Origin of the sequence: Phreatobacter sp. AB_2022a (assembly GCF_026847585.1) — a bacterium.
Classification (GTDB): domain Bacteria; phylum Pseudomonadota; class Alphaproteobacteria; order Rhizobiales; family Phreatobacteraceae; genus Phreatobacter.
This window is the reverse complement of sequence record NZ_JAPSET010000056.1, coordinates 21,811-36,091: the sequence shown is the minus strand read 5'-3', so window position 1 is coordinate 36,091 and position 14,281 is coordinate 21,811. Positions and strand designations below refer to the sequence as shown.

At 67.7% G+C, this 14,281-nt stretch carries 15 protein-coding genes; 1 reads left to right on the top strand and 14 read right to left on the bottom strand.

Translation table 11 applies throughout. The features are described 5' to 3' along the window. Positions 1 to 45: 45 nt before the first annotated feature. From OZ671_RS27790 to OZ671_RS27780, 3 genes are all read right to left on the bottom strand, one after another. Positions 46 to 519, bottom strand: coding sequence for a MarR family winged helix-turn-helix transcriptional regulator (locus OZ671_RS27790; RefSeq protein ID WP_103167752.1), 474 nt, complete (start codon positions 517 to 519; stop codon positions 46 to 48). A 137-nt stretch (positions 520 to 656) separates the two neighbouring features. Next, entirely contained in the window at positions 657 to 1,310 is a 654-nt protein-coding gene (locus OZ671_RS27785; RefSeq protein ID WP_268863728.1) for a hypothetical protein, read from the bottom strand. A 22-nt stretch (positions 1,311 to 1,332) separates the two neighbouring features. Further along, positions 1,333 to 2,202, bottom strand: a complete 870-nt coding sequence (locus OZ671_RS27780) for an alpha/beta hydrolase (protein ID WP_268863727.1) — start codon at positions 2,200 to 2,202, stop codon at positions 1,333 to 1,335. A gap of 277 nt (positions 2,203 to 2,479) precedes the next feature. On the opposite strand from OZ671_RS27780, the gene OZ671_RS27775 reads away from it, so the two are divergent. Further along, complete coding sequence (locus tag OZ671_RS27775) at positions 2,480 to 3,160, top strand: FadR/GntR family transcriptional regulator (RefSeq protein ID WP_268863726.1); 681 nt, start codon at positions 2,480 to 2,482, stop codon at positions 3,158 to 3,160. An 85-nt stretch (positions 3,161 to 3,245) separates the two neighbouring features. Here the strand turns inward: OZ671_RS27775 and OZ671_RS27770 are convergent, their stop codons facing one another. The 11 genes from OZ671_RS27770 to OZ671_RS27720 form a co-directional block, all read right to left on the bottom strand. Beyond that, entirely contained in the window at positions 3,246 to 3,842 is a 597-nt protein-coding gene (locus OZ671_RS27770) for a nitroreductase family protein (RefSeq protein WP_268863729.1), read from the bottom strand. Positions 3,843 to 3,857: 15 nt separating this feature from the next. Next, entirely contained in the window at positions 3,858 to 4,451 is a 594-nt protein-coding gene (locus OZ671_RS27765; protein ID WP_268863725.1) for an NADPH-dependent FMN reductase, read from the bottom strand. 51 nt (positions 4,452 to 4,502) lie between these two features. Next, positions 4,503 to 4,913, bottom strand: a complete 411-nt coding sequence (locus tag OZ671_RS27760) for a RidA family protein (RefSeq protein WP_268863724.1) — start codon at positions 4,911 to 4,913, stop codon at positions 4,503 to 4,505. A 60-nt stretch (positions 4,914 to 4,973) separates the two neighbouring features. Further along, the gene (locus tag OZ671_RS27755) at positions 4,974 to 6,107 is read right to left on the bottom strand and encodes an LLM class flavin-dependent oxidoreductase (protein WP_268863723.1); all 1,134 of its coding nucleotides are present in this window, start codon (positions 6,105 to 6,107) and stop codon (positions 4,974 to 4,976) included. A gap of 356 nt (positions 6,108 to 6,463) precedes the next feature. Continuing rightward, the gene (locus OZ671_RS27750; protein WP_268863722.1) at positions 6,464 to 7,768 is read right to left on the bottom strand and encodes an MFS transporter; all 1,305 of its coding nucleotides are present in this window, start codon (positions 7,766 to 7,768) and stop codon (positions 6,464 to 6,466) included. Between the two features lie 300 nt (positions 7,769 to 8,068). Next, complete coding sequence (locus OZ671_RS27745; protein WP_268863721.1) at positions 8,069 to 9,028, bottom strand: LysR family transcriptional regulator; 960 nt, start codon at positions 9,026 to 9,028, stop codon at positions 8,069 to 8,071. Between the two features lie 125 nt (positions 9,029 to 9,153). Further along, positions 9,154 to 10,023 (bottom strand): ABC transporter permease, encoded by an 870-nt coding sequence (locus OZ671_RS27740; RefSeq protein WP_268863720.1) that lies wholly within the window; start codon positions 10,021 to 10,023, stop codon positions 9,154 to 9,156. Between the two features lie 8 nt (positions 10,024 to 10,031). After that, on the bottom strand, positions 10,032 to 10,976 hold the full coding sequence (locus OZ671_RS27735) for an ABC transporter permease (RefSeq protein WP_268863719.1): 945 nt from the start codon (positions 10,974 to 10,976) through the stop codon (positions 10,032 to 10,034). A gap of 183 nt (positions 10,977 to 11,159) precedes the next feature. Further along, positions 11,160 to 12,767, bottom strand: coding sequence for an ABC transporter substrate-binding protein (locus OZ671_RS27730; protein WP_268863718.1), 1,608 nt, complete (start codon positions 12,765 to 12,767; stop codon positions 11,160 to 11,162). Between the two features lie 89 nt (positions 12,768 to 12,856). After that, complete coding sequence (locus OZ671_RS27725; RefSeq protein ID WP_268863717.1) at positions 12,857 to 13,315, bottom strand: RidA family protein; 459 nt, start codon at positions 13,313 to 13,315, stop codon at positions 12,857 to 12,859. A gap of 3 nt (positions 13,316 to 13,318) precedes the next feature. Continuing rightward, a complete protein-coding gene (locus tag OZ671_RS27720; RefSeq protein ID WP_268863716.1) occupies positions 13,319 to 14,275 on the bottom strand; it encodes an NAD-dependent epimerase/dehydratase family protein in 957 nt (318 codons plus the stop codon). Positions 14,276 to 14,281 lie beyond the last annotated feature (6 nt).

Genomic DNA, 14,281 nt, shown 5'->3' with positions numbered 1-14,281 from the left:
CAGGTGCCGGCAGGCGCTCCTCGTCGGGCATGTTGGCGATATCGGTCATGACACGGGCTCGGCTTCGGGCTGCGCCGCGGCAAGACCGGTCAGATTGCGCGTCACCTGGTTCAGCACGCGGTCGGCAATGGCAAGGTCCGCCGGGTCGATGCCGCGCAGAACGTCGTCGCGCATTTCATCGATGACGCGCTGCACCGTGGCGGCGACGGGCCTGCCCTTCTCGGTGAGCGCGATGTCCTTGGCGCGGCGGTCGGACGCCGACGGCAGGCGCGTGATGTAGCCGATCTGCTCGAGGCTATCGAACAGCCGGACGGCGGTCGAATGCTCGACCTCCAGCAGCATGGTGAGTTCGGCCTGGCTCATCGGCCGCTCGGCCGAGGCGAGGTAGAGCAGGATGCGGCCGCGCGCGAGGGTCAGGTCGTGCCGCTTCAGGCGCAGGTCGAAGCAGGTGCGCATGGAGCGCGAGGCGAAGGCGAGATCGCGCATGAAATCCTTGTAGGGGTCGCCATAGCCGTCCATCGCATCGGTCCCTTGATCTGTGCCTTCCCATAATATGTAAATAGCATATTGTAGCTAGCTACATATATGGGTGTGCATCGCCCTGTCCAGGGCGGAGCCGGACGATCACGCCAATGTGTGCGATGGCGCCGGGCCGGTCAGCCGACCGGCTGCTCGCCGAACAGCGTGAGGGCCACGGCGCGCGGCTTGGCCGCCTCCGCGGGAGAGGCCGCCACGAACGAGCTGAGCCCACCGGCAAGCTCCGCCGGGAGCAGCATGACGCGGACGAAACGGTTCGCGCCGCCGGAAATGTTGGTGCCCACCACGGTTTCGTGCCCGGTCTCGAACCAGGCCGCTCCGGCGGCAATCCGGTCGACCGCGTCGCCGACCTCGGCCTCGAGCAGGCCGCTTTCCAGGCGGCGGATGCCGGGCCCGCGATGGCGATGGGCCGGCGTCACCGCGCCGGCCGCCGCTTCGACCCGGTCGGCGCGCAGGATGTGCGGGCCGTCATCGATCACCGCGATGCGCGACAGCACGGGCGAGAGCCCAGGTTCCCTGCGGAGCCGCAGCGAAGCCGGCGCGATTTCGAACAGCCAGGCCGTTCCGGTCGTCTCGACCCGGTCGCCGACCATCGCGAAGGCCCCCTCGCCTTCGGCGATCCTGGCTGCCGCGGCCGCGTCCGCCCGCGTCGCGGCGCCGAGCTCGGCGGTCCCGCGCGCGGCGTAGACGAAGGCATGGCTGCGCGCCGGCAGAACCGACGGCTCGCCTGCGGTGAGATCATAGACCGTCATCCGCCAGTGCTGACCGCTCATCGCTTGGCTCCCTCGCCCGTTCTCAGGCCCGCGTGGCGTGACGGATGACCGCATTGAGAATGGGGCTGCCCGGTTCGAGATATTCGTTGAGGATGTCGAAATGGCCCCACCGCGGCAGGGTATGAACCTCCGGGTTCATGCCCGCGCGATGCAGATGGTGGCCATAGCGATAGCTCATGTCGATCCACTGCCAGGGTTCGCGCCCGCCGACAAAGATGGTCGCGGGGCAGCGGACGACAACGGGCCGCCGCTCGACGTCGCGGCGCAGCGCGATCTCCTCGGTCAGCCTGACCTCGGCGTTGACCGAGGTGCGCATGACCGGCCGCGGGTCGTAGATGCCGCTGATCAGGACGGCGCCGACGATGAAGGCCGGATCGACGCCGGCCGCGGCCCAGTCGTGCGCCAGCACTTCGGCGGTCAGGTGCGCGCCCGCCGAATGGCCCGACAGGCTCACGCGGCGCGCATCGCCGCCATAGGCGCCGATCTCGCGCCGGACCCAGTCGACCGCGGCGACCGCAGAAGCTGCGACGCCGTCGAGCGTCGAGGCCGGGCAGAGCTCGTAGTTCACCACGACCGTGGTGATGCCGGCCGCCACCAGCTCGCGCGCGACGAAGACGAAATTCTGCTTGTCCTGGGCGCGCCAATAGCCGCCGTGCAGGAAGACGTGGACCGGTGCCCCGGCTTGCGCTGCCGGATAGATGTCGAGCTTGCGCAGCGGATGGTCGCCATAGGCAATGTCGGCATGGCAGGTGAGGCTCGCCCGCGCCGCCGCGCTCGCGGCCTGGCGCCCGGCCTGGGCATCGGCATAGTTCGGAAAGGCAGCCTGGGGATTGTACTGGAATTCGTGCTCCTCGGCCGAGAGGCCTGACCAGAGCGGGGCTTGCGAGGTCATGTCCGATATCCGTTCGATGAGGCCTGCCACCGTTGCTCCGGCCGCCGGCCACGGGCAAGCGAAACCCGCGCGGGACAGCATGGCGCCGGGCGCCGGGGGCGCCTCGACCAATATGATCCAATCACAGCCAATATCCAATCATTCGGACCGGCAGGCAGCTCTGCCGCGACCGCTTTTGAACAACCCAAGCAAATGGTGTATCGGTGATTTGCGGCAGTGGAACCAAATCAGACCAAGCATGCCCGAAACCCTGACGAGATCGCCCGAAGAACCCAGCATGCGGGTCAAGTCCGACTCCGACAGCCAGGCGATTTATCAAAGCCTGCGGAGCTCGATCGTCGAGGGACGGATGCGCTCGGGGACGCGCCTGCCGACCGAGCGGGCGCTGGCGAGCCGTTTCGGCGCCGCGCGCAACACCGTGCGCAAGACGATGAACCTCCTGGTCGGCGAAGGCCTGATCGAGCGCCATGTCGGCCGCGGCACCTTCGTGGCGCGCGATGCGGCCAAGCTGACCGAGGCGGCGCCGGAAGGACCGGACTTCAGCCTCGGCGAGCTCCTCGAAGCGCGCCTGATGTTCGAGCCCATGCTGGCCGAGCTCGTCGCCGAACGCGCAGGCGAGGCCGATCTCGCCGGGCTCTCGGCCTATCTCGAGGCGCTGCGCAACGCCGCCACCTGGACCGAATTCAAGGAAGCCAAATATGCGATGCACCTCGCCATCGTCAGGGCGTCGCGCAATCGCTTCCTGACCGTCATGTTCGAAACCATCATCGCCTCGCGCCGCAAGTCCGGCTGGGGCCGGCCCGGCGGCCATCCGCTGCCGATCAGCGCCGTGCGCGAAGCCGCCGTGCGCGACAATGCCGAGATCGTCGCCGCCCTGCGCAGCCGCGACGCGGTCGCCGCGCGTGAGGCGATCCGCAACTACCTCCTGCGCACGCTGATGTCGGTCGGCGACAGCTGAGGCGACAGTCCGGCCTCCGGCAACCGCCGCAGCCGGCCAGCGCGTGCTGAGGCGGCGAGTTCCGGCCGCTCCCGCGCCAGGGACATCAGCCGCCGGTCTTGGCAGGCGCCGCTGCGATTTCGATCATCAGTTCGCCGATCGGCTTCCGCCCACTGGGGTGTTCCCTGTGGCGCAACGGCTCCGGAAGATCGTCGCGTCTGCCCTGGCGACCAACGGCGACGATGGCCTCGATGCGCATGTCCCGCGTGGCGCCGACGAAGCGCTCCGCCTGCGCGACATCGAAGCCGGTCATCGCATGACAGGACAGGCCCATGCTGGTCGCCTGAAGGGCCAGATAGGTCCAGGCCGCGCCGGCATCGAAGCTGTGGCTGTAGGAGGGTATCCGCGCGCCTGGATCCTGTCCCGGCATGCAGCGCAGCGACAGGATGAAGACAAGCGCGGATGCCCACCTCGCCCAGTCCGCGTTGAACGGCACGAGCAGGCCCAGAGCCTCGTTCCAGGACGGCGTGTCCCGACGCACCACGCCGAAACGCCAAGGTTGCAGATTGAAGGCCGAGGGGGCCCAGCGCGCCGCTTCAATCAGACGCTCGATGGCCTCGCTGGAGAGGTCGCTGCCATCGAAGGCGCGTGGAGACCAGCGATCAAGCAGCAATTTGGCGATGGGCCGGTCGGCAGCGCGCATGGTCACGGACACGATTCAGGCCGGCACGGCATGCCGCCGGGCAGCCGTCGGGCCGACCCGGGTGGCAAGCTCGATGAAACCGCAGACCTGGCCAACCAGGTTCGCGATGCGAGCGGACGCTTCGGTCTCGCCAGCCGAACCGGCGCCGGCGCTGTTGATGGCAACGCCGAGCGGCGTCGGCCAGCCGCGCAGCGCGTGCACGATCGACCGCAGCGCCGCCAGCGTGTTGACGGAGGCCTGCCAGCCATAAGCGGTCGCGATCAATCCGACGGGAACACCGTCGAGATAGGGCCTGTCGTCCCCGGCCGTCTCCTCGAGATAGTCAATGGCGTTCTTGAGCAAGCCCGAGACCGTGCCATGATAGCCGGGGCTGGCAATGATCACACCGTCCGCGCCCCGCACCGCATCGATCAGTTCCTGGGCGGCGCCGTTCAGGCGACCGGAGCGATAATGTTCGAGCGCCGCGAGATGCGCCGATCCGAACAGGCGTGTCACCGCGCCGCGCTGCTCCGCTGCGGCCAGCGCCGTCTTCAACGCCCGTTCGGTCGATGATGACGGCGACATGGTACCGCCGATGCCCACGATCAGCGGCGCTGTTCCGGAAGCCATGTGTCTCTCCAGGGGAAGGAAATGCCAGGGCATGCGGCCCGGCGCGCCGCTCTATTTGGGCAGATGGGCGATCGCCTCGATCTCCAGGAGATATTCGGGCCGGATCAGCGCCGCGACGACCACGCCGGTGCTCGCCGGGCCATCGCGGCCGAAATAGCGCTCGCGAACGGCGAAATACTGCGCCGCAGCGTCGGGGCCGGCATTGGGCGAGAGGTAGGTCGTCAGCTTCACGACATCCTGCAGCGAGCCGCCGACGCGGCCGAGCACGTCCGACAGCTTATCGAGGCAACGTTCGGCCTGGGCCGCGAAATCCCCCGACCCGATCGGTCTTCCGTCGATATCGGTTGCCGTGATGCCGGATACATAGAGGACGTTGTCGGCCTTCACCGCCGGCACCCACGTCTCCTGCCACCTCTCGCTCGGCCACTTCTTGGCCACCCGCACATGCCGTGCCTCGGTCATCCCCGCCTCCGATCGGCTCGTTGTGTCTGAAGGTCCCAGCGAAGCGCGAACCGCGCTGCGTCAAAACCGGCATCGGCGGCCCGCCGCCACGCCGCCGGCACGGGTGGTGACGCCGTGCGCGGCCATCATCGGAAGGATCTCGTGCCCGAAGGTCCGCAGGTCCTCGTCATAGTCGGCAAGGATGACCATGACGCCATCGAGCCTGGCGCGCCGCACCGTTTCTGCAACCCGCCACGCCAGCGTCTCCGCCGAGCCGGCCATGGTGTTGGGCATGACCGCGCTGAGCTGCTGCGCCTGCTGGATGAAGACCTGCGCGCCTTCGTTGCGCCGGACGTCCTTGTCCTCGTTGTATTCGTCCATCATGTTCAGAACGGCCTGACGGTCGACCGCGGCATTGTAGGACGCGAGCCGGTCCCGTGCCGCCTCGTCGGTCTTGCCGATAACGAGCGGAAACAGCCCGAACGTCCTCAACCCGGGATTGCCGAGCTCGGTCGCGATCTCCTTGGCACGCAGGGCGCGGCCGTAGAACTTGTCATTGTCCTGCGCCGACAGGAACGCCACGTCGCAGTTCTGCGCGGTGAACCGAAAACCACGATCCGACATGCCGGCGCAGATCAGCGGCGGCATCACCGAGGGTTTCGGGAACATCTGGCAATCATCGGTCGTGTAGAACTTGCCGGCATATGTAACACTGTCCTCGGTCCACAAGCGCCGGACCAGGCCGACCCATTCGTCGGCGAGGTCATAGCGCTCGTCGTGGCCGAGGTCCTGCCAGAGCCCCATCTGCTTCATGAGGTTCGGCTTGGATCCGGTGACGACGTTGAGGCCGATGCGCCCACGCGCGATCTGATCGAGGGTGGCGATCATCTTGGAGACGACCACCGGCGGCCAGATCATCATGTGGGCGGTCGCCCACAGCTTGATCCTCGAGGTCGCCTGCGCGAGCCCCGCCATGCACATCATCGATTCCAGCGCATATTTCGCCGCCTCGGATTCGCCGCCATAACCCCGCCACACCGCGGCGCTCATGGCGAAGTCGAAGCCCATCGCCTCAGCCGCCAATGTGATCGCAAGGTTATCCGGATATGAACCTGGCAGGCGCGGCGACGCTGTCGACTTGATCCAGCCGCCGCTGAAGATCGGCAGGAAAACACCAACGTCCGTCGTCGGAGACCCTTGGTCGACATGAGGCATTGACCTCTCCCCTTCCGCGTCCCGCGCAGCGTCGCTCTCCGACCATCACAGGTCGCCCGCAACGCGCTGAAATCTCATGGGGACAGGCTAGGGACCGCGCCGCGGTCGATCGATCATGATGTTTGCCCGAGATGTTTGGGCAATATCAAACTGTCGGGCCGGCGAGGTCACGACCACACTGCCGCCCGTCCGATCCATGTTCATCGCTGGAGGGGAGCGACCGTCAACGGCGCTGCGCGAGGCTCGATGACAAACGATCCTGGCCGCGGCGAGACCACCGCGGCCAGGAGATCATGCTCGAAGAAGGACCTCGCCCCAATGAGGCGAGCACTCGGCGACCGGGCGCCGCTCGCAATCTAGCCGCGATCGGGCAGGACGAGCCGATAGGCCGCGATGCTGCCGATCAGGGATACCAGGGTGACGAGGAACAGCAGCAGAGCCGGCCCCCAGCTCTGATTGTTCGACGCCGCCAGCGCGAGCGTCGCGACGGCCGGAGCGAAGCCGCCGACCAGGGCGGAAAAATTGACCGAAATGGCAAAGCCGCTGTAGCGCAGATGCGGCGGAAAGATCTGGGTCAAAAGTACGCCGAGCGGCCCATAGGCGATCGTCACCAGCGCAAAATAGACGATGTAGCCTCCGATGATGAGGCCCGGATCCCGCGTATCGACCACCCAGAACAGCGGGAAGGCCAGCACCGTCGCCATCGCGAAGCCAATGATGACGGTCGGCGCGACGCCGATCCGGTTCGCCAGCCGCGCGGAAATGTAGGTCGAGATGAACTGTGCGACCGGCGCGGCCGTCAGTGCGGTCAGGATGACGCTCGGATGCAGGCCCAGAGTCTGGGTCGCATAGCTGATCATGAACGTCGTGAAGATCAAGAAGCCGGAGGCGGAGTAGAAATAGAGGGCAGCGCCGGTCAGGACGCGCAACCAGGAGAACCTGAGCAGCTCGCGGATCGGTGCATGCTGGGTATGTTTGGTGGCAACGAGCGCCTGGAAGGTCGGGGTCTCCGCGATCTTCCAGCGAAGCCAAATGGACAGTCCGATCAGAACGATGGAAGCGAGATAGGGAATACGCCAGCCCCAGCTCAGGAAATCCTCGCGCGGAAGGCCTCCGAGCAGAGCGACGGCGCCGCTCGCCATCACCGTCCCGACGGGAATGCTCATGTTGAGAATGGCGCCGTAGAACCCCCGCCGCTCCGGTGCGGCATTCTCGACAACCAGCAGGGTCGCCCCGCCCCATTCTCCTGCGGCCGCGACGCCCTGCAGCGCTCGCAGGGCCACCAGCATGATAGGGGCCGCAACGCCGATGCTGGCATAGGTCGGAAGGAGGCCGATCAGCGTCGTTGCGACACCCATCAGCATGACGGTGCCGATCAGTGCTGGCCGCCGACCGTAACGGTCGCCGACATGCCCCCAGAGGATGCCGCCGAGCGGACGCGCCAATGGACCGACGGCAAAGGCCAGGAAGGACTGGATCGTCGAAACGACCGGCTGGTCGCTGGCGAAATAGAGCGGTGCGAAGACCAGGACAGCGGTCATGCCGAACAGGAAGAAATCATACCATTCGAGCGCCGTGCCGACGAAGGCAGCCAGGGTGACCTTGCGAAGCTCGGCCTCGGCAGGCCGCACCGACTGTGTCTCCGCCGCGATGGCCGTCATTCCGCTATCCTCCCCCTGGCTGGGCTCGACCTCGTGCCGGGTCGATGAGCCCTTTCGCGCCACATGCCGAGGCAAGGTCGAGCGATCGCGCGACAGAGGGGCGGGACGGCGTGGCGCTCCGCCCGTGCCGCAGCACGTGGCCGGCTCACGCTACGAGGACGCCGCCCAGCGTTCGATCAGGAAATCTGCACGCCATGTTCTGGATCTTTCAAACATTCGCCGGCAGCAGGCGAACGAAGCCCTTCGGCCACGGCGGACGCACGGAGATCCGGGAGCCTTTCCGTTCGCCGGGCGGCAGCTTCAGGCAAGACTGGCAAGATCCGCCGTCATGCAGTGAATGAACCGTTTTGCGGCGGCGGGCAGCGGGCGGCTCCGCCGCGCCGCGAGCCCGTAGCGGAAGTTCTGGCGGTAGAGATCGGGCCTGATCGCCCGCATGTCCCCCCGGCGTGTCCAGAGCCGGGCGAAGGGCTCCGGCAGGAAGCCGATATAATGGCCCGACAGGATGAAGTGGGCCATAGCCTCGACATGGAAGGCTTCCGCGGCCGCGACGTTGGCGCTCTGACCGAGATAGACCGGGCTCCTGGCGAACAGCTTCGAGGCATAGGAGGTGTCGCGCAGATCGGCTTCGGTGATCGAGGCATCGTCGACCGCGAACAATGCGTGCTTCGATCCACAATAGAGAAAGCTGTCCTCCGACAGCATCGGATAATATTCAAAATCCGGCGACGAGGCGATCACCACGGTGAGCGCCACATCCAGATTGCCCTCGAGCAGCTCCTTTTCGACCTCGCCCGGATGCATGATGAAGAGGTCGAGCTTGACATCCTGATTGGCTCCGGAAAACGCCCTGAGCCGCTCGCCGATCCTGCAGTCCTCGAAATGGACGAAGGTGTCGAGCAGGGCGACCTTGAGGCAATCCTGGACGGGATTGTGCAGCGTCTCGATCTCGTCCTGGAAATCGCCCAGCGAGCGCATGAGGGCTGCGGTGGCCCGATAGACCTTGGCGCCCTCCGGTGTCAGCTCGAAACCAGCCCTGCCCCTTTCGCACAGCCGAACGCCCAGCCGCGCCTCGATGCCGGACAGATGGGTGGAGATGGTCGACCGGCTGATGCCCAGTCTCAGCTCGGCGGCAGCGAGCCCGCGGCACTCGGCCACCACCTGAAACACCCGCAGCAGCCGAAGATCAATGTCGCTGATCCGACCAAGCTTTGCCCTCCGTCGCCCCATTGGCCTGACGTCCTCCTCACCGAAACCCGCCATGCGGCGTGCCGCTCCGCGACGGGCCTGCGCGATCATAGATGAGCATCCGATCGGCATCGTTGCCAGCCTGGTCGCATGGCCGAGTGCGGCGGCGCCTCGCCGCGCGCCGAACCGCGACGGCCGTCCTATCGCTGGTCCATGCGGCGCTGCAGGCCGCGGCCGACCAGCATGAGGGCAAGCGCGGTGACCAGGATGGCAAGCCCCGGAAAGGCCGACATCCAGGGCGCGAGCAGGATATAGTCCTTGCCCTGCTGCAGGATGGCGCCCCAGTCGGGCGTCGGCGGCTGCACGCCGAGGCCGAGGAAGCCGAGCGCCGACTGGATCTGCAGCACCAGCGGGAACAGCACCATGCACTGGACGAGGATCAGCGGCAGCACGTTGCGCGTCACGTGCCGGGCGAGGATCCAGGGTTCGGACAGGCCGATGCTGCGCGCCGCCTCGACATAGGTGAGCCCCGCCTCGGCCATGGCCCCGGATCGGGCAATGCGGAAGAAGACCGGGACGTAGACGACGGTCAGTGCGAAGACGAGATTGACCGTCTTCGGCCCGAGAATGCCCGTCACCATCACGCCGAGAATGATCGGCGGGAAGCTCAGCACCACGTCGATCAGCCGCCCCAGCAGCATGTCGACTCGGCCACCGACAAAACCGGAAACGATGCCGAAGGCGCCGCCGATCAGGGCCGCCGCCAGCAGCGCGCCCGCGCAGATCGACAGGGTGATGCGCGCGCCATGGGCCACGCGGGCGAGCACGTCGCGGCCGACATCGTCGGTGCCGAAGGGATGCAGCGCCGAGGGCGCCTCCATCGCCTTGTCGACGTTGACGGTGAGCGGCGAATGGCTGCTGACGAGACCTGGAAACAGGACGACCAGCGCGATGAGGCCGATCAGCACAAGGCCGATGGCCAGGTCCGGCTCGCGGCCGAGGCGCCGGAGCGCGGCAGCGACGCGGCCGCGCGGAGCGGCGGACGGGACGGCGGGAGCGGCGTTGGTCATGACGGCACCTAGCTCAGCCGGACGCGGGGATCGATAAGACGGTAGAGCAGGTCGACGGCAAGGTTCACCAGCATGGCAATGGCGACGACGATCAGCAGGCCGGCCTGCAGCACGGGGTAGTCGCGCGTCTCGATGGCCGAGAGCAGCAGCCGGCCGAGCCCCGGCAGCGCGAACAGGCTTTCGATGATCACCGCGCCGCCGAGGATCTGGATCAGGATCAGTCCCATGAAGGTGACGAGCGGGATCGCGATGTTGCGCAGCACGTGCTTGAAGAACACGATGCGGGTCGGCACGCCCTTGGCGATGGCGGTGCGGACATAGTCCTGGCCGAAGGCCGAGACCACGCTCTGTCGGACGAACTGGCTGTAGGCCGCCGCCTGCAGCACGGCCAGGCTCAGGATCGGCAGCGCGATGATCGAGAGGTTGTCGCCGAGCGATTCGGTCGGCCCGACATAGACCAGCGGCGGCGACCAGTCGAAGGCGGCCGACACGCCGACCAGCAGCATGAGGCCGGTCCAGAACACCGGCGCCGCCAGGCCGAGCAGGTTGAAGGTCTGGATGACGCGGTCGGGCCAGCGCCCCTCGTACATGGCGGCGAGGATGCCCAGCGGCACGCCGATCACGGTGGCGACGAGCAGTGTCGTCACGGCGATCTGCAAGGTGACGCCGAGCGCTGCCGTCACCATGCCGAGGACGGGCTGTCCGCGCGCCCAGCTCGTGCCGAAATCGGCGGAGGCGACGCGCGCCAGCCAGCCGAGATATTGCTGCCAGACCGGCAGGTCCAGCCCGAAGAATTCGCGCAGCGCCCGCGCCGCCACAGGATCGCTGGTCTGGCCCAGCATCTGGCCGACCACGTCGCCCGGCACGCTGCGCACCATGACGAAGATGACGGCGGAAGCGAGGATCGCGGTCACGATCGAGGCGGCGAGCCGTTTTGCGAGATAGGCGGCCATCGGACCCTTTGCCAGGCGGCACGGTTGGCGGAAAGGAAGCCGGCGCGCTGCATGCGCCGGCAACGGGTCATACCAACGGGCATCGCAGATGACCGATGGTTCCGTCTCGCAAATGGCCGCTCTCATTCAGCAATCTGCGAGGCCTTCGACGGCCCGGCGCGCCGGCGCCCTGGGCCGCCGGCATCAAGCGATCCAGGCGCGCGCCAGACCGTAATACCAGCCGGTCGGATGCTGCTCGTAGTTGCGCACCTTGTCGTTGCGCACGACGATGTGGTCGGCCGAGAACAGCATGATGGTCGGCACGCTCTCGGCCATCGCCACCTGGTAGCGGGCATAGATCTCGCGCCGCCTGGCCTGATCGCTTTCGATCCGCCCCTCGTCGAGCAGGCGGCTCGCCTCCTCGTTCCGCCAGTTGCGGAAATCCGCGCCTTCCGGCGCCTTGTGGAAGTGGCGGTAGAACAGGAGGTTCGGATCGGGCACCGTCGCCCAGTCGTTGAAGGTGAAGCCCATCTGCTTCGACTGGAAGTTCTTGATCCAGACGCCGAGCTCGACCCGCTGGATGGCAAGGCGGATGCCGACCTTGCCGAGCTGCTCGCGCAGGGTCACGGCAGCGGCATCCATCCAGTCGTAGCCGATGATGGTGGTGAGCGTCAGGTCGAAGCCGGCGGCATGGCCGGCCTCGGCGAGCAGCTTCTTCGCCGCCTCGAGATCGACCTTCTGGTTGGGCAGCTTGTCGAGCGGCACGCCCCAGCTCTCCTGCATGCCCGCCACCATGGTGCCGATGACCTTGCCGAGCCCGCCGATCGAGGCCCGCATGATCTCCTCCTTGTCGACGGCGAGCGCGATCGCCCGGCGCACCCGCTCGTCGTCGAGCGGCTTCAGCTCGGCGCCGAGATCGATGGCCTTCTGGTTGAAGGACGGCTTGCGCTCGATGGTGATGCCGGCGACACCCTCGACCTGCTTGACGTCTTGCGGGCGGGTCAAGGTGGCCATGTCGACCCGCTTGTTGCGCAGGCCGACGAGCAGGCTCGCGCCGTTCGGCACGAAGACGAAGTTGATCCTGTCGAGATAGGGCACGCCCGCTTCCCAGTAGTCCGGATTGCGGACGAAGGCGGCGTTGCTGTTGGGCTTGAACTCGGCGAGCTTGAACGGGCCGGTGCCGACGCTCACCTGGTTGAGCTTGGTCTTGGCGTCCGCCGCATCGAAATAGCCCGATGGCACCACGCCGCCATATTTGTTGCCGAGCGTCATCGGCAGCGCCGCATTGGGCGCGCTGATGACGATCTTGACCGTGTCGTCGCCGATCGCCTCGACCGACTGGATCATGGCGAAGTCGCCGGCACCGGGCGAGCCGTTCTTGGGGTCGCGGATATAGTTGTAGCTATAGGCGACGTCCTTTGCGGTCATCGGCTGGCCGTTGTGGAACTTCACGCCCTTGCGCAGCCGCACCGTATAGGTCAGCCGGTCGGCCGAGAGGTCGAAGCCCTCGGCCAGCAGCGGCATGGCCTGGCCGTCGGGGCTCTCGTAGAACAGCCCCTGGTAGAGCAGCACGGTGAGGCGGATGCGGGCATCGGCCGCCTGGTGGAACGGGTCGAGGCCGGGCGGCTCGACGAGCAGGCCCATATTGAGCGTGCCGCCGGTCTTGGCGCCGGTCGCCTTGGGCCCGTAGAGGTCGCTCGCCCGCGCCGGGCCGAGGCCGGCCATGCCGAAGGCCGCGGCGCCGAGCGCCATGCCGCCGAAGGCCAGGACCTGGCGCCGGTCGATGCCGTCATGTTTTTCGGAGATGGACATGGCTTCTTCGCCTCCGGATGGGCCGTCTCTCGTCAGGGAACGCGATCGCTCGGGGCGGCCCGCCGCCGGGATCGTCGCTGTGATCGTCGCTATTCGCGATAGGCGACGACGAGTTCGATCTCGACCGCGGCATCACGCGGCAGTTCGGCGACGCCGACGGCCGAGCGGGCGTGCCGGCCGGCCTCGCCGAAGACCTCGCCGAGGAGGTCGGAAGCGGCGTCCAGCACCTTGGGCTGGTCGTTGAACCCGGGCGCGGACGCGACGAAACCGGTGACCTTCAGGACGCGCTCGACGCGGTCGAGCGAACCCAGCGCCTGCCTGAGGCAGGCAAGGCCCTGCAGGATGCAGATGCGCGCCTCGCCGCGCGCCGCCTCCAGCGACACCGCGCCGCCGGCCTTGCCGTGCACGCGCACCTCGCCGTCGACCTTGGGCAACTGGCCCGCGACATAGGCTGTGCCCCGGTTCAGCACGACCGGCACATAGTTGAACGAGGGGCTGGCGGCGTCCGGCAGGACGATGCCAAGCTCGGCAAGGCGTTGATCGATCATGGCTCAGGGCTCGCTTGCGGTGGACAGGAGATCCTCGACGAGGCCGTCGAGATCGTAACGGGCGGCAAATCCGGTCGCGGCGGCGAGCCGCCGGCCGTCGATGAGCGGGAACAACAGCGCGGGCGCGACGCGCTCGAAGGCGATGCGGGCGGCCGGCACGCGGCGCTCCACCGCCGCGATCAGCGCCGGAAGGCTCGCTTCGAACCCTTTCAGATTATAGACCGGGTCGAGCGCGCCGTCGTGGCCGAGCACGGTCACGATCGCCTGCGCGACATCGGTGACATGCATGAGATCGACGGCCGCGTCGTGGAAGGCGATGGTCGCCGGCCGGCCGGCGCGCGCGGCCTCGAACAACGCGGCAATGGCGCTCGCCGCGCCCTGGTACCAGAGACCCGGCCCGAGGATCAGCGGCAGCCGGAGCCCGACCACGGCGAGCCCGTGGCGCCGGCCGTGGAATGCCGCGACCGCCTCGGCGAGCTGCTTGGTCAGGCCATAGGTCGTGGTCGGCGCGGCGCGGTCGTCCTCGTCGACCAGCCGGCCGCCATAGAGTTCCGCGGGGCCATAGACGACGGTGGAGCTGGTCCAGACGATGCGGCCGACGCCGGCCGCATGGGCCGCCTCGATCAGCCTGCCGTGGCCCGAGACGTTGACCGCGAAGGCCGCGTCGGCCTCCGTCTCACCCGACCGCATCAGGCCGAGCCGGCCGACGCCGTGAGCGACGCAGGAGACCACCGCCTTCGGCCGGGCCGCCGCGAAGGCCGCCGCAAGCCCGGCACGGTCTTCCACCGAACCGATCACCTCGTCATAGCGGCCGGCGAGATCGGCGAGCCGGTCCTCCGCCATGGCCGGCCCGAACAGCACCGGCCGATAGCCGGCATGAACCAGCGCGCGCACGACATGCGAGCCGACGAAGCCGCGCCCGCCGGCGACCAGCACCACCGGCGGCCGGCCGTTTCCCATGGACGG

Excerpts from the sequence above, each read along its gene's own strand:
- OZ671_RS27790 (WP_103167752.1), bottom strand. The coding sequence starts at position 519 with ATGGACGGCTATGGCGACCCCTACAAGGATTTCATGCGCGATCTCGCC.
- OZ671_RS27785 (WP_268863728.1), bottom strand. The coding sequence starts at position 1,310 with ATGAGCGGTCAGCACTGGCGGATGACGGTCTATGATCTCACCGCAGGC.
- OZ671_RS27780 (WP_268863727.1), bottom strand. The coding sequence starts at position 2,202 with ATGACCTCGCAAGCCCCGCTCTGGTCAGGCCTCTCGGCCGAGGAGCAC.
- OZ671_RS27775 (WP_268863726.1), top strand. The coding sequence starts at position 2,480 with ATGCGGGTCAAGTCCGACTCCGACAGCCAGGCGATTTATCAAAGCCTG.
- OZ671_RS27770 (WP_268863729.1), bottom strand. The coding sequence starts at position 3,842 with ATGCGCGCTGCCGACCGGCCCATCGCCAAATTGCTGCTTGATCGCTGG.
- OZ671_RS27765 (WP_268863725.1), bottom strand. The coding sequence starts at position 4,451 with ATGGCTTCCGGAACAGCGCCGCTGATCGTGGGCATCGGCGGTACCATG.
- OZ671_RS27760 (WP_268863724.1), bottom strand. The coding sequence starts at position 4,913 with ATGACCGAGGCACGGCATGTGCGGGTGGCCAAGAAGTGGCCGAGCGAG.
- OZ671_RS27755 (WP_268863723.1), bottom strand. The coding sequence starts at position 6,107 with ATGCCTCATGTCGACCAAGGGTCTCCGACGACGGACGTTGGTGTTTTC.
- OZ671_RS27750 (WP_268863722.1), bottom strand. The coding sequence starts at position 7,768 with ATGACGGCCATCGCGGCGGAGACACAGTCGGTGCGGCCTGCCGAGGCC.
- OZ671_RS27745 (WP_268863721.1), bottom strand. The coding sequence starts at position 9,028 with ATGGCGGGTTTCGGTGAGGAGGACGTCAGGCCAATGGGGCGACGGAGG.
- OZ671_RS27740 (WP_268863720.1), bottom strand. The coding sequence starts at position 10,023 with ATGACCAACGCCGCTCCCGCCGTCCCGTCCGCCGCTCCGCGCGGCCGC.
- OZ671_RS27735 (WP_268863719.1), bottom strand. The coding sequence starts at position 10,976 with ATGGCCGCCTATCTCGCAAAACGGCTCGCCGCCTCGATCGTGACCGCG.
- OZ671_RS27730 (WP_268863718.1), bottom strand. The coding sequence starts at position 12,767 with ATGTCCATCTCCGAAAAACATGACGGCATCGACCGGCGCCAGGTCCTG.
- OZ671_RS27725 (WP_268863717.1), bottom strand. The coding sequence starts at position 13,315 with ATGATCGATCAACGCCTTGCCGAGCTTGGCATCGTCCTGCCGGACGCC.
- OZ671_RS27720 (WP_268863716.1), bottom strand. The coding sequence starts at position 14,275 with ATGGGAAACGGCCGGCCGCCGGTGGTGCTGGTCGCCGGCGGGCGCGGC.